This is a genomic window from Actinoallomurus iriomotensis, from assembly GCF_030269445.1.
Taxonomy (GTDB): domain Bacteria; phylum Actinomycetota; class Actinomycetes; order Streptosporangiales; family Streptosporangiaceae; genus Actinoallomurus; species Actinoallomurus iriomotensis.
The window spans coordinates 108,332-127,835 of sequence record NZ_BSTJ01000016.1; the positions used below are offsets into that span (position 1 = coordinate 108,332).

Consider the following 19,504-nt stretch of genomic DNA (forward strand, 5'->3'; position numbering starts at 1 on the left):
TATCTCCGGTGGATCCTGCCCGCCGCGGCCTGCCACCGGCACACGTCATCGCTGAACCGATCAAGACAGGCGACGTACGGGTATTGGCCTGTACTGATCATCGGTCGATCGGAGCGTGATGACGACCCGCGAAGCGGTATGCACGGACCTGGGCGACGCCCTGCCTCTGTCCCCCGGCTACATCGAGACCTTCTACCGGCCCTTCGTCGAGGGCGGCGGGGTACGGTCGCTCGTCCGGTCGATCCTGGCGGACGAGAGCCGTCTCGCCTGGTGCGCCGCGAACGGCTACCGGCACCACAACGACTTCACCAAGGTGGTGCTCGCGGTCTCGCCCGCCGGACGAAAGCTCGTGTGGCACGAGTGGCGGCAGCGGCAGCCCTGGGTGGACGGCGACTACCACAACCATCGCTGGGACTTCGTGTCCTACCTCGCCGCCGGCGAGCTGGAGCTGTCGGAGTACGAGGAGGATCCGGACGGCCCGCTCGCCGTGAGCCACTACCGCTACGAGTCCCCCGGATCCCGCGCGGAGTACGTCCTGCGGCTGGCCGGCCCCGCCCGGCTGCGCGAGGTGCGGCGCAAGAAGGTCGCGGCCGGCGAGTACTACCACCAGCCGTACCCGATCGTGCACAACGCCGCGTCGATGGCACGGGGCACCAGCACGCTGATCGTGCAGGGCGAGGTGGCCGCCGCCGCGACCGACGTCTACCTGCCCGGAGCGGGCGAGGAGCGGCTGGACCGCGCCGCGCCGCGACTCTCACCCACCGACCTGCGGACGCTGCTGGAGGAGTTCCACGACCGCCTCGGCGGCGGGGAGGACCGGCCCGGGGGCGGTCTCTGAGAGACCCCCCGGGCGGTCCGCACGGCTCACCGCCGTCCGGCGCGGCACATCTCCAGGACGTTGGTGATGATCCGGTGCCCGGTCTCGCCGGTGGCGGTGAGGATCGACTCGGGGTGGAACTGCACCGCCCAGCGCCGGCGGGCCGGGTCCTCGATCGCCATGACGACGTCGTCCAGCGTCGCCGTCACCTCGAACGCCGCTCCGACCTGCTCCCGCGTGGTGTGCAACGAGTGGTAGCGCGCCGCGGTGAACTCCGCGGGCAGGCCGGCGAACAGGCGGCCGCCCTCCACCGCGACGCGGCCGGGCTTGCCGTGCGCGGGCTCGGGCAGCAGGGAGAGCTCGCCCCCGGCGTGCTCGACCATGCCCTGCAGGCCGAGGCACACGCCGAAGACCGGCAGGTCGCGGGCGTAGACGGCGTCGAGCAGGCCGGCCGTGTCGAAATCCGCGGGCCGGCCGGGGCCCGGCGAGAGCACGACGAGGTCCGGCCGGATCTCGTCCAGCATCTTGTCGGGGAAGCCGAACCGCAGCGTCGTCACGTCGGCGCCCTGCTGGCGGAAGTAGTCGGCCAGGGTGTTGACGAAGGAGTCCTGGTGGTCCACGAGCAGCACCCGCAGGCCCTCGCCCGCCTGGGCGCGCCCGGCCTTCGCCTCCCCCTCGGCGTCCTCCACCGGGGACAGAGCGGCGATCAGGGCACGCGCCTTGAGGTAGGTCTCGCGCTCCTCCGCGTCGGGGTCGGAGTCGTACAGCAGGGTGGCCCCGGCGCGCACGGCCGCGACGCCGTCACGGATCTGCGCGGTGCGCAGCGTCAGGCCGGTGTTCATCGAACCGTCGAACCCGATGCAGCCGACCGCGCCGCCGTACCAGCGCCGCGGCGTCTCCTCGTGGTCCTCGATGAACTGCATCGCCCAGGTCTTGGGTGCGCCGGTCACCGTGACCGCCCACATGTGCGTCAGGAACGCGTCGAGCGCGTCGTACCCGGGCCGCAGCCGCCCCTCGATGTGGTCGACGGTGTGGATCAGCCGGGAGTACATCTCGATCTGCCGGCGGCCGATCACCTTGACGCTGCCGGGCACGCAGACCCGCGACTTGTCGTTGCGGTCGACGTCGGTGCACATCGTCAGCTCCGACTCGTCCTTGGCGGAGTTGAGCAGCTCACGGATGTTGTCGGCGTCTTCCAGCGGGTCGCCGCCGCGCCGGATGGTGCCGGAGATCGGGCACGTCTCAACCCGGTCGCCGGTGACGCGCACGAACATCTCCGGCGAGGCACCGACGAGGAACTCGCCCTCGCCCAGGTTGAAGAAGAACTCGTACGGCGCCGGGTTGGTGACCCGCAGCCGCTCGAAGAACGCCGCCGGCGACGGGCACGGGCCGTACATGACGTGGCCGGGCACGACCTCGAACAGGTCGCCGCGGACGAACTTCTCCTTGGCCGCGCGCACCACCTCGGCGTACGCGCCGGGCTCGGGCTGCGGCGGGAGCTCACGCGGCCGCGGCGCCGGCGTGGACTCGGTCCGCCGCGGCAGGCCCCGGGTGCTGACGCCGCCGACCTCGAAGTCGTAGGACATCCGCGCCGAGGTCTCGCGCTTGCGGTCCACCACGATCATCTCGTCGGCGAGGTGGAGGACGAGGTCGCGCTGGTCGGCCGGGCGCTCGATGGCGAGGCGGATCGGCTCGAACTGGAACGCCAGGTCGTAGCCGAACGCGCCGTACAGGCCGAGGTGCGGGTCGGGCCCGGCGAACAGGTCGCAGACGGCGCGCAGCGCGGTGAAGACCGTGGGCCGGCGGCTGCGCTCCTCCTCGGCGACGACCTCGTCGGAGGAGGGGACGAAGACCTCGACGCCGCCGGGGACCTCGGCGGGCTCGCCGGTCCTGGCCACGGCCGACGAGACGGCCGGGAGCAGGACCTCCCCGCGCTCGTTGAGGGCCCGTACGGTCAGGCGGCGTCCGCGCGCGACGATCTCCAGGCAGGGGTCGACGTAGGCCATGTGCCAGCGGCTGTACCGGCCGGGGTACTCCATGCCGGAGCTGAGCACGCCGCCCCGGCGGGTGCCCACCGCCTCGACCAGCGCGTCCAGCGCGTCGCTCTTACGCGCCGGGTCAACGGGCGTGTCGGTACGGACGACCCGTAGGCCGCCCGCCGTCGTATAGTCCGTCGTCGTCTCCACGATCGGCCCTTCGATCATTCAGGCCCTCGTCGGCGGAAACGAGAAACGACCGCCGGACGAGGGCGGTCGCTGCGGTGTCCGAGAACGCGAAACCCGCGCCGCCTAGCGGCGCCACCACCACTGCTGCCTGGCCGGGGTTCGCATGGCACGAGATTACCCCGTGAGCGGGGCGGCGCGCCAGCCGGTCCGCTCCGTGAGCACGGACAACGGCCCAGATGAGGGGACGAAACGTCCAAAGAGACGCGTAGCCGAGACCGAACCGAGACCCGTCCTTCCTTAAATCTTCTGCGGACGATTCGGCCGCCCGGAAGGTACCCCGGCGCGGCTCCCCATTGACGTACGCGAGGAGGACCGTTGGCCGACGCAGAGCCCGGACCACGCCGGAGTGACCGCAGTCCCTGGAACTGGCTGCTCATCCTCCCGGTCGTCGTTCCCCTGTTGACGTTCCTCTTCAACAAGGACAAGCCGCGACTGGCCGGTTTTCCGTTCTTCTACTGGATGCAGTTCGCGTTCATCGTCCTCGGCGTCGGCTGCACGACGATCGTCTACCTCATGACGCGACGCCCGTCGGGCGGCGCGGACGTCTCCGCGTCCTCCGCGTCCTCCGCGGCCGAGACGAAGGAGGACTGACCGATGTCCGGCAGGCACACCACCGAACTCGTCATCTTCATCGTCCTCTTCCTGATCGTCAGCGCGATGGGCTTCGTCGCCGCCCGCTGGCGGCGGCCCACCACCATGCAGAGCCTGGACGAGTGGGGCCTGGGCGGCCGCAGCTTCGGCTCGTGGATCACCTGGTTCCTCGTCGGCGGCGACCTGTACACCGCCTACACCTTCGTCGCGGTGCCCGCGCTGGTGTTCGGCGCCGGCGCGGCCGGCTTCTACGCCGTGCCGTACACGATCGTCGTGTACCCGCTGGTGTTCCTCGTGCTGATCCGGCTCTGGTCGGTCTCGCACGTCCACGGCTTCGTCACGCCGGCCGACTTCGTACGGGCCCGGTTCGGGTCCTCGACGCTCGCGCTGCTCGTCGCGATCACCGGCATCGTCGCGACCATGCCCTACATCGCCCTGCAGCTCGTCGGCATCCAGGCGACGCTGGAGGCGATGGGCGTGAAGGGCCACTGGCCGCTGATCATCGCGTTCGCCATCCTCGCGGCGTACACCTACCAGTCGGGCCTGCGCGCGCCGGCGCTGATCGCGTTCGTCAAGGACCTGCTGATCTACGTCGTGATCCTCGTCGCGATCTTCTACATCCCGCACAAGCTGGGCGGCTGGAGCCACATCTTCGGCGCGGCGCAGGCCAAGTTCGACAAGACGCCCGCCCCGACGGACGGGACCCTGCTGAACCACAACAACCAGCTGAACTACGCCATGCTGGCGCTCGGCTCCGCCCTCGCGCTGTTCCTGTACCCGCACAGCGTCACCGGCGTGCTGGCCAGCAAGAACCGCAACGTCATCAAGCGGAACATGGCGGCCCTGCCGGCGTACAGCTTCCTGCTCGGCCTGATCGCGCTGCTCGGCTTCATGGCGATCGCCGGCGGCATCAAGCCGGTCGCCGGGGGCAACGGCAAGCCGGACGGCAACACGGTGGTGCCGCTGCTGTTCGACCACGTCTTCCCGAGCTGGTTCACCGGCGTGGCGTACGCCGCGATCGGCATCGGCGCGCTGGTGCCCGCCGCGATCATGTCGATCGCCGCGGCGAACCTGTTCACGCGCAACATCTACAAGGAGTACTTCCGGCGGGACGCGACCCCGTCGGAGGAGGCCACGGTCAGCAAGCTCGCCTCCCTCGTCGTCAAGATCGGCGCGGTGCTGGCCATCCTGCTGCTGGATCCGCAGTTCTCCATCGACCTGCAGCTGATCGGCGGCGTCATCATCCTGCAGACCCTGCCCTCGGTCGCGCTCGGCCTGGTCACCCGCTGGTTCCACCGCGGCGGCCTGATCGCGGGCTGGGTGGCCGGCATGGCGGCGGGCATGTGGATGCTCTACCGCATCCCCAACCCGGCCACCAAGAAGCTGCACTTCGGCGGCTCGGCCTACCCGCTGAGCGACATCGGCATCGACACCAAGATGACGGTGTACGTCGGCGCGATCGCCCTGGCGATCAACCTGATCGTCGCGGTGCTGGCGACGGTGCTGCTGCGGGCCCTGCGCACCGCCGACGGCGTCGACATCACCCGCGCCGACGACTATGTCGCCGACGAGGGCGACCCGAAGGTCGTCCAGGGCACCCGCGAGGTCGAGGAGGGCCTCGCCACCTGAGCGGACAGCGGCGGCCCGGCGATCTCCCGCCGGGCCGCCGCTTCGACGACGGCCGGGGTCAGGGGCGGCCGGGGGCCGGGAAGCCGTCGAGGAGCAGGTCCACGATGCCGTCCACGACGGTGGCGCGGGGGACGGTCGCGTGCTCCAGCCACCACTCTCCGGCGGCCTGGACCATTCCCACCACGGCGTGGCCCCAGATGTGGCCGCGGACCGGGTCGCGCAGGCGGCCCTCGGCGAGCAGCATCTCGGCGAGTTCGCCGCCCAGGCCGCGGATGAGCGTGCCCATCACGCTGTGCGTCGCGGTGTCCTCCGCGCCGGCGCGGTGGACGAGGAAGCCGTACAGGTGACGGTTGGCGGCGATGGTCGCGAGGTAGGTGTCGATCGCCGCCCGCGCCCGCTCGCGGAGTTCGCCCGGGGCGCGGAACGCGGTGCGCACGGCGTCGATCAGGACGCGGACATGGCGCTCGGCGAGGGCCTGGTAGAGCCCGCTCTTGTCGCCGAAGTGGCGGTACAGGATCGGCTTGCTGATGCCCGCCTCGGCCGCGATCGAGGCCATGGACACGTCGGGTCCCTCGCGGAGGATGATGCGGTCGGCGGCGTCGAGCAGGGCCCGGCGGCGGCGTGGGTCACGCCCGGTCAGCGGCCTCGCCCCGGTCTCCGTCTCCATCTCGCCTCCCCGGCCGCCGTCCATCCGACGAGCGTAACCACCGCGGCGCGGCCGCTCGCCGCGGGACCGGTGTGACGCCGGCCGCATCCACGCGGCCCGGGCGGGGAACGTCACCGTACGCGCCGGAGGAGCACCCCGGCATCAAGGTTCACTGGATCACGAGTCCCGTAGGGGCGTAATACATGTCACTCCCTGCGAGACGCCTCTCGGATCGCGTCAGCGACGTCCAGGAGAGCGCAAGGTGACCGCAGCGAGGCCTCGCGCGATCGCTTTCGCCATCCAGCGACGTATGACACGGCGTACCCACAGGTCGATCAGAAGCGGCCGGGGACGGCCACAATGAGCCTCGGACGATGGTGATCTCCGACCATGCGCCGCCAGGCCCCATAGAGACCCTCCTCGCAAGCCGGAAGCATGGATCTACGGGCAGATCCCGATGGCGACGCTTCTCGTGAAAGGCTCCTGGTCATACCAACCGCTGACGACATAGCCCGCCCTCCCTTCGACTCATCACTACGAGTTCCTTAGCGAAACGGCTTGAGACCGGAACTACCGATGATGGGTACCAAGTCACGCTCGCCATGCCGCTGTTCGTTGCTCTCGCGCGTCGCTTGGCGGGCGATCCGGTCTTTCACGAACTGCGGCACCTGCCTCCGCGCCTTCGCCATGCCGGCATCGTGCGCCTCCGCCGCGGCCCGGCACAGGTCCACGTCAGGCCAGGAACGGCCAGATGCCCCCGCCGCCGGCATCAGCCCGCCGAGGATGCGCTCATGGCAATGACCGAAGCCCTCGCCAGCACCGGCGCCCAAACCATCCCTGTCTTCGCACTAGCTGGAGTCCTGGAAGCCCGAGCCGTCATAAGCACGAGCCAAGCGCGATCAGCGACCAACGACGCAGTTAGACGGCGGCCAGCTCAGATCATCGGACGCATCGTAGCGATCATCGCTCTCTACACCCTCGGGCTGTGCAACCTAGTCGCGGAGTTGTACTGCCTCGAGGTTTTGAGTGGTGATCTACCAGACCCGGAGGCCCAAGCCTTCGTATACCTAGCGATCATGGGCTCCCTGGTGTTCCTTGTCATCTTCCCTCTGTACACGTCAATGAATGCAGCGGGCCGGCTGCCAGAGACACTGAGCAAGCCCGAAGAGGAAAGTCGAGATTAGAGAATCTCAGCTCGAGCCCGCCGTACATCTTGGCCAGCCTGAGCGGCGAAGCCGGTCACGCAGGCTGACCGCGTCGTCTGGGTATCTCTCCCCCGCACTACGTTCGGCATCGTGGTCCGTGGTGGGCGGGATGCCCTGAGCGCGGGGACGCGGTCTGCGGCTGGTGGGGATGGACGAGCGGGCGGCCGCGGAGAGACTGAGGCGGTTGGGCGCGAAGTTCGTGGCGCTCCCATAACCGTGCGCCGACCCGGTCGTTTCGACTGTTAGAGGGGGATGGCGGTCATGGTCGAACTCGTGTTATGCGAGAAGGGCAAGGACCCTGATCTCATGTTCGGGCAGCGGTCGGTGTGACGAGGTAGGGGTGCACAAGCCGGTGGTGTTTCCCGTGTTGACTGCGGGTCCAGTACCGCTAGTGGACACTGACGCGGGCAGTAGTAGAAGGTCGAGCCATGGACGTAGATGGGATCACGGTCGGCGCCGTCACTGAGGTTCTTCTCGCCAGCGGTTGGCATGAGGTCGAGGAAGGCACGTTCCGGGTCGTGTCGACGACGGCCCCTTGGCTAGACAACATCGAACCTGCTATCCCGCAAGGCGGCGAGGTGGCGATGTTCTCGTTCCAGGACGGCTCCCGCGAGGTGGGTGCCGCTCCGGTGATCGTGAAGGGTCCGCTCTCGTCGGTGCTGGCGGTGAAGGAAGTCTTCGACTGAAGGCCGTGAGGTCTTCCGGTTCCTAGGGGTTTACAGGACAGCGTGAAGAGGCCCGACCCGCGGCCGTCGCGAAGGGTGTTTCGCCGGTCCGGCGTGGTGAGAACAACCTTTAGGATCGGGCGGCGGCCGGCCGGAACAAAACGCTCCGGACGCCCGTCTCACTTCGTACGGCGGCCAGAGCCCGCCTGCCGGCGACATGTTCGGCGGCTCGGGGGCGGTCGCGCCGGCCGTGGCCGGTCCGCTCCGGTGACGCGGCCCGGCTCCCGTTCCCCAGCACCCGACACCCGACACCCGGAGGATGTTCCGTATGGCCACGCCGCGCCTTCCCCGCTCCCGCGTCCTGGGAAGGTGCCTGGCGGCCGTGGCCGTCATCATCGCCGTCTGGGTGACGACGCTGGGCGCGTCCCGCGTCGACCTGTACGCCCGGCCCGGCGCGCTGCCCGCCATCTCGGTGTCCACGCTCGCCGCGCGGTACAAGGCGAACCGGCGCGCCGTCGGACAGGCGCTGAGGACGGCGCGGCGCATCCAGGACGGTGAGCGGGCCCGGTCGCTGAGCCGTCTCCTGACGCCCGGCCGGCAGTTCCTGTCCTTCGACCCCCGCGGCACCGGGCAGGCCGTGGAGGTCGTCGGCGATCTGGCACACGCCCGGCGGGTGGCGATCTTCGTGCCCGGCGCCGACACCACGCTGTCCACGTTCGACACGCGCGGAGACCGGCCGTACTCCACGCCCGGGGGCGGCGCGCGCGCCCTGCTCACCGAGGCGACGGCGCTCGACCCGCATCCGGGCCTGGCGGTCGTCGCCTGGCTCGGTTACAGCCCGCCGAAGGTGACGAGCGCCGGCGTCATGACCGACGTGCGCGCCGACGCCGGCGCCCCGCGGCTGCGGCGGCTGGTCCGCGCCCTGCACCGGCTCAATCCCCGGGCCGGGACGACGCTGCTGTGCCACAGCTACGGCTCGGTGGTGTGCGGCGAGGCCCTGCGGGGCCTGCCCGTGACCGACGTCGCGGCGTTCGGCAGCCCGGGGATGCGGGCGGCGACCGTGGCCGCGCTCGGCACGCGCGCGCACGTCTGGGCCGCGCGCGGGTCGGGCGACTGGATGCAGTTCGTGCCGCACGTTCATGTGCTCGGGCTCGGCTTCGGCACCGACCCGGTCTCCCCGGGTTTCGGCGCCCGCGTGTTCGCGGCCGGCTCCGGAGGGCACAGCGACTATCTGCGGCCCGGTTCGCCGTCATTGCGGAACCTGGCGCTCATCGCCCTCGGACGCGGTCCGCAGGTTACACTCGCGTAAGTAACCGTCAGTTATCTGACACGTACCGTTCATATTTGTCAATGGCGAAACCATCCATAAATCGGCCGATTTCGGCTTCTCCCCAAAGGGCGGAAACGGTGCTTGAGTAAGGCGAGCGTCAGTCCCGCCTTGGAGAGCCGATGAAATTCCCCCGCCTCGTCGCCTCGACCGCCTGCGCCGTGTCCCTCGCGGCCGCCGCCGTCACCGCCGCCACCTCGCCGGCGTTCGCGTCGTCCACCAACTACGTCGCCCTCGGCGACTCCTACTCCTCCGGCACCGGCACCGGGTCCTACGACCTGGACAGCGGCTGCCAGCGCAGCAGCAAGGCCTATGCCTCCCGGTGGGCGTCCTCGCACTCCCCCGCGTCGTTCAAGTTCGTCGCCTGTTCCGGCGCCAAGACCGGCGATGTGCTGAACAACCAGATCAGCGCCCTGAGCTCCAGCACGACGCTCGCGAGCATCACCATCGGCGGCAATGACGCGGGCTTCTCCAGCACCATGCAGACGTGCGTTCTGGGCAGCGACCAGGACTGCCTGAACGCCGTCGCCTCCGCCGAGAGCTACGCGAGGAACACGCTGCCGGGCAACCTCAACAACCTGTTCAGCACGATGCGGAACCGCGCCCCCTCAGCGCGCTTCGTCGTGCTCGACTACCCGCACCTGTACACGAGCAACGACACGTTCTGTGTCGGGCTGAGCCACACCAAGCACGTGGCGCTCAACCAGGCCGCCGACGTGCTCGATGGCGTGATCGGCACCGCGACCTCGAATGCCGGGTTCACCTTCGCCGACGTACGCGGTCAGTTCTCCGGGCACGAGCTGTGCTCCGGCGACGGCTGGCTGCACGCCGTCGACTTCACCGACATCAGCGACTCCTACCACCCGACGGCCACCGGTCACGCGTCCGGCTACCTGCCGGTATTCACCTCCGGGGCCGGCTCCGCGCTGGCCAAGTCGCACGCGAAGGACAGCTGACGCCTCGGGCGCATCCGCAACCGAAATCACACTTTGACCGGGCCGCCCGCACATGGGCGGCCCGGTCGCATTACGATCTCCCGCAGCGCCGGGAGGCCCGGTGCCGGAGCGATGCGATGGACGATCTCGAACCGCTGACGGCAGGCGTAGACGATCTGTTCTCCGATCACGCCCTGGACCCGTCACTCTCCGTGACACTCCCGCCCGGATATCCGGTGTGGCCCGACCCGAGCTTCCCCCAGCATCAAGGGGTGGCGGGGCCGGCGCTCTGGATGACGGACGGACCCGCGCCGCCCGGCCTGTGGGCCCGGTTCCACGCGGCGCACGCCGAGACCGGCCTGTGGCCGCTGCTCCTGGACGACTCCGCCCAGCCCTGGTCGGCCGGGCAGATCGCGCCCGAGCCGGTGGCCGAGATCGACACCTACGACCCCGCCGCGTTCGTGGCCGAGGTGTGGGCGGAGTGGCACGAGCCGCCGATCGACCTGACGCCGTTCGGCCGCTACTCCCCCGGCCTCGCCCCGGCGGGGCATCCGTGTGAGGATCCCGGCGCGGCCGCCGAGCGCCTCGCAGCGCGGCTCGCCGGGCGCCCCCTCGGCCTCGTCCCGGCCGGGCGCGGCGCCGACGTGCTGGCCGCCGTCGGCTGGCAGGGCGCGCGCCACCACAACGCGTTCACCGCGCCGCTGTCGGCGGTCGTACGGGGCTGGGAGGACCGGTTCGGCGTACGGGTCGTCGGCCTCGGCTTCGACACCCTCGAACTCAGCGTCGCCGCACCGCCCGTCACCTTCCGGCACGCCCTGCGGGTGGCCGCCGAGCACGCGACGTTCTGCCCCGAGGCCATCGTCCAGGGGCCGGGGACGCTGGCCGGGCACGCCGAGCAGATCCGCGACGCGCGGGTCTGGTCGTTCCGCTGGGAGTGATCGGCCGTCAGACTCGGTTCCGTCACGTGAAGAGACGGCGATGTCACACGCCGTCGCCGAAGACGGGAGACGACTTCATGGCCGCGATGGCCGGAATGACCGATGACGCCAAGGCGCTGCTGGCCGAGGCCTTTCCCGGGTGGGCGACGGTCGTGCGCCCCGACGGATCCCTGCACAACACGGTCGTGTGGGTCGACGTCGACGGCGACGACGTCATCTTCAACACCGCCGTCGGGCGGGCCAAGGAGCGTTACCTGCGCGCCGACCCCCGGGTGTCGGTGAGCATGGTCGACCCGAACGACGCCTTCCGCACCGTCAGCGTCTCCGGGCGGGCCCGGCTCGAAGAGGAGGGCGCCGACGACGTGATCGACCGGCTGGCGCACAAGTACCTCGGCGTCGACCGCTACCCGTACCGGTCCGCCGACGAGCGGCGGATCACCGTACGGGTGCGTCCGGAGCACGTGCTTTTCACGCCCGGCGGCTGACGAAACGTGTGGACCGGCGGGCTGCCGGTTCCGGACAGATCTGTTGACGTCCGGTGACGGACGTGAAAATCGGTGGTGCGTTGCGTTGTCCGTGAGGAGACGACATGCGCGCGCGCCCCCGCTGGCTCCTGCTCGTCCTCGGCCTGCTGCCCCTGCTGGCCCTGGCCTCCCCCGCACGTGCCGCCGCACCGCCCCAGGTGACGATCGACGGCGCCTCGGGCGGGCGGGTCTTCGACGGCGTGGGCGCGCTCAGCGCCGGCGCCTCGTCCCGGCTGCTCGTCGACTATCCGGAGCCGCAGCGCAGCCGGATACTCGACTACCTGTTCAAGCCCGGCTACGGGGCGGCGCTGCAGATCCTGAAGGTGGAGATCGGCGGCGACACCAACTCCACCGACGGCGCCGAGCCGAGCCACAGGCGCACCCCGTCGGACCTGAACTGCGACCGCGGCTACGAGTGGTGGCTCATGGAGCAGGCAAAGGCCCGCAACCCCGGCATCAGGCTGTCCGCGCTGCAGTGGGGCGCGCCCGGCTGGACCGGCAGCGACGCGGCGCGCCCGACCGTGTGGACGGACCGGAACATCGACTACCTGCTCTCCTGGCTCGGCTGCGCCGCACGGCACCACCTGCGCATCGACTACCTCGGCGGCTGGAACGAGGGCTACTCCGACGGCGACTGGTTCGTACGGCTCCACCAGGCGCTGCGCGAGCACGGGTACGGCGACGTCAAGGTGGTCGCCGACGACAGTTTCAACTGGGACGTGCTCCAGCCGATCGCCGCGAACCCGGCCTTCGCCGCCGCCGTCGACGTCGTCGGGCAGCACTACGTCTGCGGGTACCTCACCGACTACCTGCAGTGTCCGAGCCCGGCGGCGGCGCAGGCCCTCGGCAAGCCGCTGCACGCCAGCGAACAGGGGTCCCTGCCGTACGACTCGGGCGCCGCGCCGCTGGCCCGCGCGCTCTCGCGGCCCTACATCGACGGTGCGATGACCTCGACGATCAACTGGGCGCTGATCGCCTCCTGGTACGACACGATGCCCTTCCAGGCGTCCGGTCTGATGGGCGCGAACGAGCCGTGGTCCGGCGCGTACGTCGCGGGCCCGAGCCTGTGGGCCGTCGCGCACACGACCCAGTTCACCGAACCGGGCTGGCGCTACGTCGACTCCGCCAAGGGCTACCTCGACGGCGGCGGCAGCTACGTGGCGCTGCGCTCCCCGGACTCCCGCGACTACAGCATGATCGCCGAGACCATCGACGCGACCGCGCCGCAGCGGCTGCGGTTCACGGTCGGCGGCGGCCTGCCGGACGGCCCGGCGGCCGTGTGGTCCTCGGACCTGTCCTCCGGCGACTCACGGCGGTGGTTCGTACGCGAGGGGACCGTACGGCCCGGAGACACGCTCACGCTCGCTCCGGGGCACGTCTACACACTGACGACGACGCGAGGGCAGGGCAGGGGCCGGGCCGTCTCACCGCCGCCGGCACCGCTGCGGCTGCCCTACCGCGACGGCTTCGGCTCCACCGCCCTCGGGTCGGCGCCCCGCTACGTCTCCGACCTCGACGGCGCGTTCGAGGTCGCGCCCTGTGACGGGCGGCCCGGGCGCTGCCTGCGCCAGGTCATCGATGAGCAGCCGGTGTGGTGGAACGGCTGGCTCCGGCGGCCGGTGACCGTCGTCGGGGACCTGAGGTCCTGGCGCGACTACGAGGCGGGGGTGGACGCCCGCCTCGACGGCGACGGCGAGGGCTGGGTCGAGCTGCTGGGCCGGGTCGACGGGCAGTGGGCGGACGCCGTCTCCGGCATCCACCTGCGCGTGTCGGGCAGCGGCGACTGGCAGCTCTACGACGAGAACCTCCAGGGACAGGACTCCAGGCTCTGCGTGCCCAGCGACCCCGCCTGCGCGGGCGTCGAGGCCCAGAGCCGGCGCCCGGTCCAGCGCCGGACGCTGGCGGCGGGCCGTACGCCGGTCGGCGCGGCCACGTGGCACCGGCTGCGGCTCCGCTTCTCCGGCGACCAGGTGACCGCGTACCTCGACGGCCGGCGGCTGGCCCAGGTCGTCTCGTCGACGCACGCGTCGGGGCAGACCGGGCTGGCGGTCGCGCCGTGGCGGCACGCGGAGTTCGACGACCTGGCGGTGACGCCCGTGGCACCGACCGGAGACGTCCGTTATCTGCCCGGGCAGTGGCTCAGCGCGACGGGGACCGGGTTCCATCACGGCTACGAGCCGCGCAAGGCGGTCGACGGCAGCGTCGAGTCGATGTGGCACAGCGAGTGGAGCCCGCGCGCCGCCCTCCCCCAGGCGGTGACCGTGGACACCGGCCGTACGCGGCGGATCTCCCAGGTCACCTACCAGCCGCGTGAGGACGGCAACCACAACGGCGTGATCACCCGGTACGAGCTGGCCACCAGCGTCGACGGAGTGACCTACACGCGGGTGGCGACCGGCACCTGGCCGCTCGACGCGACCCGCAAGTCGATCACCCTGCCGGACGTCGAGGCCCGCTACGTCCGGCTCACGGCCGTTGAGGCGGGCGGCGGGTACGCCTCCGCCGCCGAGATCCAGATCGGGGTCCCGGCGATGTAGGAGCCGGCCCGCCTTCGGCCGGACACGCATGGCTCCAGGTGGAGGCACGCCCGATTACGATGCTTTCTGTGGGAATCTCGACCGGTCTCCAGCGGAGACGGCACCAGATGAGCTCTCCGAGATGAGCGAGGCCGGGGAGGCCGCCGAGCGGTTCTCCGGACGGACCGCCTGGGCGTTGCAGCTGAAGACGCCGCTGAGCGAGTTCCTCCGTACGGAGACGGGCGGCGCCGCCCTGTTGCTGACCGCGACGGTGGCCGCACTGCTGTGGGCGAACGTCGACTCGTCCTCCTACGAGTCGGTGTGGGGCACGCGGCTGTCGATCCGGCTCGGCGGCTCGGGGCTGTCCCAGGATCTGCGTGAGTGGGTCAACACCGGCCTGATGACGTTCTTCTTCTTCGTCGTCGGGCTGGAGGCGCGCCGCGAGTTCGACATGGGCGAACTGCGCGACCGGCGGCGGCTCGTGCTGCCGCTGATGGCCGGCGTCGGCGGGATGATCGTGCCCATCGCGATCTTCCTGGCGATCAACGTCGGCGGGCCGTCCACGCGCGGCTGGGGCGCGGCGATGTCGACGGACACGGCGTTCGCGCTCGGCATGCTCACCCTGGCCGCCAAGAACGTCCCGTCGCGGATGCGCGCGTACCTGCTCACCGTCACGGTCGTCGACGACCTGGTCGCCCTCGCCGTGATCGCGGTGTTCTACAGCAGCCACGTCCGGATGATGCCACTGCTCGTCACCCTGGCCGTCCTCGTCGTCGTGCTGATCCTGCGGGTCCGCGGGGAGCGGCACGGGATCGTGTACGCGGCGCTCGGCATCGTGGCGTGGGTGGCGATGTTCGAGTCCGGCATCGAGCCGGTCGTCGTCGGCCTCGTGCTGGGACTGCTCACGTACGCCTCTCCCGCCGCACGCGACGACCTCCAGCGGGCGAGCGAGATGTTCCGGCTGTTCCGCGAGCAGCCGACCGCCGAACTGGCGCGCACCGCGAGCGACGGGCTGGCCTCGGCGATCTCGCCGAACGAACGGCTGCAGCTGCTCTACCACCCGTGGACCAGCTACGTCATCGTGCCGATCTTCGCCCTCGCCAACGCCGGGGTCGCGATCAGCGGCGGATTGCTCTCCCACGCGCTGACCTCGCCGATCACGCTGGGCATCCTGATCGCCTACATCGCCGGCAAGCCGGTCGGCATCACCGGCTTCTCCTGGTTGATCACGCGCCTGACACGCGGGCGGATCCAGGTGCCGGTCGGGTGGGCGGCGGTCGTCGGCGGCGGCGCGATCGCCGGCATCGGCTTCACCGTCTCGCTGCTGATCGCCACCCTCGCCTTCCACGGCACGCAGCTGGAGGAGGCCAAGCTCGGCATCCTCGGCTCCGCGCTCGTCGCCTCGGTCCTCACCTGGGCGATCTTCCGTGTCACCCGCATGCTGCCCAAGCGCCTGAAGCTGCGGGCGCTGCTCGGCACCGCCGACCCCATCGTCGACCTGGCCGCCCCGGTCGACCCCGACCGCGACCACATCCGCGGGCCGTCGGACGCCCCCGTCACCGTCGTCGAGTACGGCGACTACGAGTGCCCGTACTGCGGGCAGGCCGAGCCGGTCGTACGCGAGCTGCTCGCCGACTTCGGCGACGTCCGCTACGTCTGGCGCCACCTGCCGCTGCACGACGTGCACCCGGAGGCCCAGCTCGCCGCGGAGGCCTCCGAGGCGGCCGCCGTCCAGGGGATGTTCTGGGACATGCACGACCGGCTGTTCGCCAACCAGGACCGGTTGCGCGCCCGTGACCTGCTCGGGCACGCGGAGGCACTCGGCCTCGACGTCGACCGGTTCGGCGTCGACCTGCGCCGCCACCTCGGCGCGGCGCGGGTCGCCGAGGACCTCGACTCCGCCGATCTGAGCGGCGTGTCCGGCACCCCGACGTTCTTCATCAACGGCAAGCGCCACTACGGCGCGTACGACATCGAGACCCTGTCCGCGGCCATCCGCGCCGCCCGCGCCCGCGCCTACCTGGGGAGCGTTTCCTAGCGCCCTGACCGAGGCGTCACCCATCGGCGAGGCGTTGGATGGTGGCGCTCAGCCAGGCCTGGAGATCAGCGGGGTCGCCGAGTTCGGAACGCAGGACCCGGCGGCGGGTCGAGACGCCGAGCACGAAGGCGTCGATCGCCGCGGCTCGGCCGCGGGCGTCCGCGTCGTCCAGGCCGCTGTCGCGCAGGTAGCGGTGCAGCGGCTCCAGCGAGTTGGTGTCGAGGAAGGCGGCCAGCGCCTCCGCCGCCTCCGGGCGTTCGCCGGACGCGCGTTGCAGCACGAGCAGCGGGTCCTCCCCGGGTGCGCCGAACCAGCGCTGGACGATGCTCGCCGCCAGACGCGAACCCAGCGCGGAACGGTCGCCGTCGAAGGAGTCCGAGACCGGGATCTCCACCCGGGCCGCCGCCAGGAAAAGGCCGTCCTTGCCGCCGAAGTAGCGCGTGATGAGGTTGGGCGACACGCCGGCCGCGTCGGCCACGCCCTTGACCGTGACCGCCGCGTACCCGTGCCGGGCGAACTGGCGTCGGGCGTGCTCCAGGATCCGCTGTCTGGTGGCGGCCGCATCGCGCGAGGTCATGTGTACGAGCATACACATTATGTGTACGCTGATACACATGAACGAGGAGATGCGGGAACGACTCCGGCGGACGCGGCGTGTCACGACCCCGTGGAGTGACGACGAGACGCGCGGCATCCGCGGCCCCCGCCTCGGCGAACTGCTCGAACGCTGGGCGAACGGGTACGACTGGGGCGTGCACGAGCGCCGCATCGGCGCGTTCCCCTGGGTGACGGTGCGGGCGGGCGGCACCGAGCTGCGTGTGATCCACCAGCGGTCCGCGGATCCCGGCACCCCGGTCGTCGTGCTGCTGCACGGCTGGCCGGACTCGGTGCTGCGATTCGAGCGCGTCCTTCCTCTGCTCGCGGACATGCACGTGGTGGTTCCCGCGCTGCCCGGCTTCCCATTCGAGGCCCCGCTCACCACGCCCGGTATGTCGGTCAACCGGATCGCCCGCGTCGTCGCGGACGCCCTCGACGAGCTCGGTTACTCGCGGTACACGGTGTCCGGCGGCGACGTGGGCGGCACCGTCGCGGAACTCCTCGCTGCCGAGCACCCGGACCGGGTCGCCGCCCTGCACCTCACGAACATCGCCCCGCAGCGTGCGCTCACGGCGGACCCGGCGAGGCTCGCGCCCGACGCGGCGGCCTACCTCGGCCGAGCGGCGCAGTGGTTCCGGACCGAGGGCGGGTACATCGCGGAGCAGTCGACGCGACCGAACACGCTGGCCGTCGCCCTCGGCGACTCACCCGCCGGCCTCGCTGCGTGGATCGTCGAGAAACTGGAGTCCTGGTCCGACGAGTCGGCCTTCACCACGGACGAGCTTCTCACCTGGGTCACGGCCTACTGGGTCACCGGCACGATCGGCACCTCTTTCGCCACCTATGCCGAACCGGTCGACCTTCCCGACCGGATCGACACATCGACCGTGCTTTCGGTGTTTCCGCGCGACATCAAGCCGGAGCCGCGAAGCTACGCCGAGGCGTTCCTGAACGTCCGCGACTATGTGGAACACCCCGCCGGGGGCCACTTCGCGGCCTGGGAACAGCCCGAGGCCTACGCCGGCGACGTACGCCGTGCGGTCAGGCTGGGCGGACGCGCACTCTAGGGGGCGCCGTGCTCGCCGCCGCGCAGCAGGGCGGCGCCGAGCGGGGTGATGCGGTGGATCACGGCGTTGCCGGCGCGGCGGCTCACCACGAGGCCCGAGCGGCGCAGTACCGAGGCGTGCTGGCTGGCGGAGGCCGTGGAGATGCCCAGGACGCGGGCCAGTTCGCTGGTCGTCGCCGCCGCCTCGTCGAGACGCCGCAGCACCTCGCCCCGGGTGCCGCCGATCAGGGCGGCGAGGCCGTCGCCGGCCGGTGTCGCGGGCGGGCCGCCGTCGCCGATCGGGTAGACGAGAGTGGGCGGCAGGCTCGGGTCGAGGAGGCTGACGGGCGTGCGCTCGCAGAACACGGACGGTACGAGCAGCAGCCCGCGTCCGTCCAGCCGCAGCTCCTGGTCGACCGGGTAGTCGGCCTCCAGCACCGGCCGCCGCCAGCGTACGGCGGGCCGCAGGGTCCGCAGAAGTCCCTCGACGCCGTCGTCGAGCAGCGCCCGCGCGCGTACCGCACGGTCGGCGTCGATCAGCGCGCGCATCCGCGGCATGTACGGGGCGACGGCGGTCTGGTGGTAGTACGCGAGAGCGTCGCCGACGTGCCCGAGCCGCCGGCTCACCGGGTGGGCGTCGTCGTCCTCGGCGCGGCTCCCGCCGGCGAGGAGCTCGAGCTCGGCGGCCGCACGCCGAGGCGGGGCGTTCCGGACCGCGGCGATGCCGCCGTCGAGGTCGCCGTCGGCGGGAGTGAGGAAGTCCGGAAAGTACCCGCGGGCCGGGATGAGCGGGCGCAGCGTCCTCAGCGCGGCCGACGCCCGGGGCGCGCCGAGCCGGCCCAGCACGACGTCCCGCCAGCCGGGGAGCGGCGTGTGCCGCCGGCCCTGCAGGGTCTGCAGGCTGAGCACGGTCTCCCACAGGGCGTGCGGGCGCCGCGCCACGCGTACCCGCCCCAGATCATCGCTGCCGAACCAGATCCGCAGCATCGGTCCGCCACCTCCGCCGTGCGGTGTTTTGGCTGTGCCTGAAAGGTGCGGAAAACAACCTCTGTCAGGGGCATTGTGAGTGAAAGTTCCCACCGTGCACAGCGGATCGAGGAGACGACCATGATTCGACCGGTTCCTCGCGCGATCGTCGCGCTGGCCGGGGTGTCCGCCGGAGTTCTGCTCGGCGTGCCGTCCGCGGCGGACGCCACGCCGACCGGGCCGGCCACGCCGGGCACCGTACGGCCGGCCACCGCCAAGACCCTGCCGTTCACCTGGTACGGGCAGGAGCGGTACTACTACTGCGGGCCCGCCTCCACGAAGATCGCGCTGAGCGCCCGGATGACGCCGCCGTCGCAGGACACGCTCGCCGCGAGCCTGGGCACCACCACGAACGGCACCGACGACATCTCCAACGTCGTCGCCACCCTCAACCACTTCCTGAACACCACCTGGTACGAGCGCAAGCCGGTGAACGACCCGCCGACCCAGGCCCAGCGGGACCTGCTCAAGCAGGACCTGGTGTTCGACGTCGACCGCGGCTGGGCGATCGTCGCCAACGTCGTCAGCGGCTGGCGGCCCCCGGGCTACCCCAGCGGCACGATCTACCACTACGTCGCCGTCGTCGGCTACGCCGACAGCGGGGACAGCGCGGTCATCGCCGATCCGGCGGGCGCGGGCGCCGGCGGCTCCGGCTGGACCTCCGTGCCGAAGACCTACACCATCAGCACGTACGACCTCGGCACGTGGATCGGCCTGAAGGCGTACGCCGCCTGAGCCGCCGCCCGGCCATGGTCATCACGGCACGCGCGGGGAAGAACA

Annotated in this window: 17 protein-coding genes; 12 read left to right on the forward strand and 5 right to left on the reverse strand. The window is 71.2% G+C overall.

The genetic code is table 11. From position 1 onward, the window contains the following. Nucleotides 1–118: 118 nt before the first annotated feature. The gene (locus tag QSK37_RS45285) at nt 119–838 is read left to right on the forward strand and encodes a hypothetical protein (RefSeq protein ID WP_285634391.1); all 720 of its coding nucleotides are present in this window, start codon (nt 119–121) and stop codon (nt 836–838) included. A 26-nt stretch (nt 839–864) separates the two neighbouring features. Here QSK37_RS45285 and QSK37_RS45290 read toward each other — a convergent pair whose 3' ends face one another. Continuing rightward, nucleotides 865–3,021 (reverse strand): anthranilate synthase component I, encoded by a 2,157-nt coding sequence (locus tag QSK37_RS45290; RefSeq protein WP_285634404.1) that lies wholly within the window; start codon nt 3,019–3,021, stop codon nt 865–867. Between the two features lie 336 nt (nt 3,022–3,357). Between QSK37_RS45290 and QSK37_RS45295 the strand changes: the two genes are divergently transcribed. After that, a complete protein-coding gene (locus QSK37_RS45295; protein WP_285634406.1) occupies nt 3,358–3,633 on the forward strand; it encodes a DUF3311 domain-containing protein in 276 nt (91 codons plus the stop codon). A gap of 3 nt (nt 3,634–3,636) precedes the next feature. Then, nucleotides 3,637–5,262: a monocarboxylate uptake permease MctP gene (gene mctP / locus QSK37_RS45300; protein WP_285634408.1), complete on the forward strand. Its 1,626-nt coding sequence runs from the start codon at nt 3,637–3,639 to the stop codon at nt 5,260–5,262. A gap of 58 nt (nt 5,263–5,320) precedes the next feature. Here mctP and QSK37_RS45305 read toward each other — a convergent pair whose 3' ends face one another. Beyond that, complete coding sequence (locus tag QSK37_RS45305) at nt 5,321–5,929, reverse strand: TetR family transcriptional regulator (RefSeq protein WP_285634410.1); 609 nt, start codon at nt 5,927–5,929, stop codon at nt 5,321–5,323. A gap of 524 nt (nt 5,930–6,453) precedes the next feature. Continuing rightward, nucleotides 6,454–6,738: a hypothetical protein gene (locus QSK37_RS45310; protein WP_285634411.1), complete on the reverse strand. Its 285-nt coding sequence runs from the start codon at nt 6,736–6,738 to the stop codon at nt 6,454–6,456. Nucleotides 6,739–7,541: 803 nt separating this feature from the next. Here QSK37_RS45310 and QSK37_RS45315 point away from each other — a divergent pair. From QSK37_RS45315 to nhaA, 7 genes are all read left to right on the forward strand, one after another. After that, nucleotides 7,542–7,799, forward strand: coding sequence for a hypothetical protein (locus tag QSK37_RS45315; RefSeq protein WP_285634413.1), 258 nt, complete (start codon nt 7,542–7,544; stop codon nt 7,797–7,799). A 307-nt stretch (nt 7,800–8,106) separates the two neighbouring features. Beyond that, complete coding sequence (locus QSK37_RS45320) at nt 8,107–9,087, forward strand: alpha/beta hydrolase (RefSeq protein ID WP_285634415.1); 981 nt, start codon at nt 8,107–8,109, stop codon at nt 9,085–9,087. A gap of 140 nt (nt 9,088–9,227) precedes the next feature. Further along, nucleotides 9,228–10,061 (forward strand): SGNH/GDSL hydrolase family protein, encoded by an 834-nt coding sequence (locus QSK37_RS45325; protein ID WP_285634417.1) that lies wholly within the window; start codon nt 9,228–9,230, stop codon nt 10,059–10,061. A 116-nt stretch (nt 10,062–10,177) separates the two neighbouring features. Further along, nucleotides 10,178–10,978, forward strand: a complete 801-nt coding sequence (locus tag QSK37_RS45330) for a DUF4253 domain-containing protein (protein WP_285634418.1) — start codon at nt 10,178–10,180, stop codon at nt 10,976–10,978. A gap of 26 nt (nt 10,979–11,004) precedes the next feature. Then, a complete protein-coding gene (locus QSK37_RS45335; RefSeq protein WP_285634420.1) occupies nt 11,005–11,463 on the forward strand; it encodes a TIGR03618 family F420-dependent PPOX class oxidoreductase in 459 nt (152 codons plus the stop codon). 104 nt (nt 11,464–11,567) lie between these two features. Then, nucleotides 11,568–14,039 carry a discoidin domain-containing protein gene (locus QSK37_RS45340; RefSeq protein WP_285634422.1) on the forward strand — a complete coding sequence of 824 codons (2,472 nt, stop codon included), beginning with the start codon at nt 11,568–11,570 and terminating at the stop codon, nt 14,037–14,039. Nucleotides 14,040–14,160: 121 nt separating this feature from the next. After that, nucleotides 14,161–16,056 (forward strand): Na+/H+ antiporter NhaA, encoded by a 1,896-nt coding sequence (gene nhaA / locus QSK37_RS45345; protein ID WP_285634424.1) that lies wholly within the window; start codon nt 14,161–14,163, stop codon nt 16,054–16,056. Nucleotides 16,057–16,072: 16 nt separating this feature from the next. On the opposite strand, the gene QSK37_RS45350 is transcribed toward nhaA, so the two are convergent. After that, complete coding sequence (locus QSK37_RS45350) at nt 16,073–16,633, reverse strand: TetR/AcrR family transcriptional regulator (RefSeq protein WP_285634427.1); 561 nt, start codon at nt 16,631–16,633, stop codon at nt 16,073–16,075. 37 nt (nt 16,634–16,670) lie between these two features. Between QSK37_RS45350 and QSK37_RS45355 the strand changes: the two genes are divergently transcribed. Further along, nucleotides 16,671–17,720 (forward strand): epoxide hydrolase family protein, encoded by a 1,050-nt coding sequence (locus QSK37_RS45355; protein ID WP_285634429.1) that lies wholly within the window; start codon nt 16,671–16,673, stop codon nt 17,718–17,720. Here QSK37_RS45355 and QSK37_RS45360 read toward each other — a convergent pair. Then, nucleotides 17,717–18,685: an ArsR/SmtB family transcription factor gene (locus QSK37_RS45360; RefSeq protein ID WP_285634431.1), complete on the reverse strand. Its 969-nt coding sequence runs from the start codon at nt 18,683–18,685 to the stop codon at nt 17,717–17,719. The two genes, QSK37_RS45355 and QSK37_RS45360, sit on opposite strands and share 4 nt — an antisense overlap. Before the next feature lie 120 nt (nt 18,686–18,805). Here QSK37_RS45360 and QSK37_RS45365 point away from each other — a divergent pair, with 120 nt between their 5' ends. Then, nucleotides 18,806–19,459, forward strand: a complete 654-nt coding sequence (locus QSK37_RS45365) for a C39 family peptidase (RefSeq protein WP_285634433.1) — start codon at nt 18,806–18,808, stop codon at nt 19,457–19,459. Nucleotides 19,460–19,504 lie beyond the last annotated feature (45 nt).

What these genes read in the sequence shown, in the direction of transcription:
- QSK37_RS45285 (WP_285634391.1), top strand. Translation starts at nt 119, where the DNA reads ATGACGACCCGCGAAGCGGTATGCACGGACCTGGGCGACGCCCTGCCT.
- QSK37_RS45290 (WP_285634404.1), bottom strand. Translation starts at nt 3,021, where the DNA reads ATGATCGAAGGGCCGATCGTGGAGACGACGACGGACTATACGACGGCG.
- mctP (WP_285634408.1), top strand. Translation starts at nt 3,637, where the DNA reads ATGTCCGGCAGGCACACCACCGAACTCGTCATCTTCATCGTCCTCTTC.
- QSK37_RS45305 (WP_285634410.1), bottom strand. Translation starts at nt 5,929, where the DNA reads ATGGAGACGGAGACCGGGGCGAGGCCGCTGACCGGGCGTGACCCACGC.
- QSK37_RS45315 (WP_285634413.1), top strand. Translation starts at nt 7,542, where the DNA reads ATGGACGTAGATGGGATCACGGTCGGCGCCGTCACTGAGGTTCTTCTC.
- QSK37_RS45320 (WP_285634415.1), top strand. Translation starts at nt 8,107, where the DNA reads ATGGCCACGCCGCGCCTTCCCCGCTCCCGCGTCCTGGGAAGGTGCCTG.
- QSK37_RS45325 (WP_285634417.1), top strand. Translation starts at nt 9,228, where the DNA reads ATGAAATTCCCCCGCCTCGTCGCCTCGACCGCCTGCGCCGTGTCCCTC.
- QSK37_RS45330 (WP_285634418.1), top strand. Translation starts at nt 10,178, where the DNA reads ATGGACGATCTCGAACCGCTGACGGCAGGCGTAGACGATCTGTTCTCC.
- QSK37_RS45340 (WP_285634422.1), top strand. Translation starts at nt 11,568, where the DNA reads ATGCGCGCGCGCCCCCGCTGGCTCCTGCTCGTCCTCGGCCTGCTGCCC.
- nhaA (WP_285634424.1), top strand. Translation starts at nt 14,161, where the DNA reads ATGAGCGAGGCCGGGGAGGCCGCCGAGCGGTTCTCCGGACGGACCGCC.
- QSK37_RS45350 (WP_285634427.1), bottom strand. Translation starts at nt 16,633, where the DNA reads ATGACCTCGCGCGATGCGGCCGCCACCAGACAGCGGATCCTGGAGCAC.
- QSK37_RS45355 (WP_285634429.1), top strand. Translation starts at nt 16,671, where the DNA reads ATGAACGAGGAGATGCGGGAACGACTCCGGCGGACGCGGCGTGTCACG.
- QSK37_RS45360 (WP_285634431.1), bottom strand. Translation starts at nt 18,685, where the DNA reads ATGCTGCGGATCTGGTTCGGCAGCGATGATCTGGGGCGGGTACGCGTG.
- QSK37_RS45365 (WP_285634433.1), top strand. Translation starts at nt 18,806, where the DNA reads ATGATTCGACCGGTTCCTCGCGCGATCGTCGCGCTGGCCGGGGTGTCC.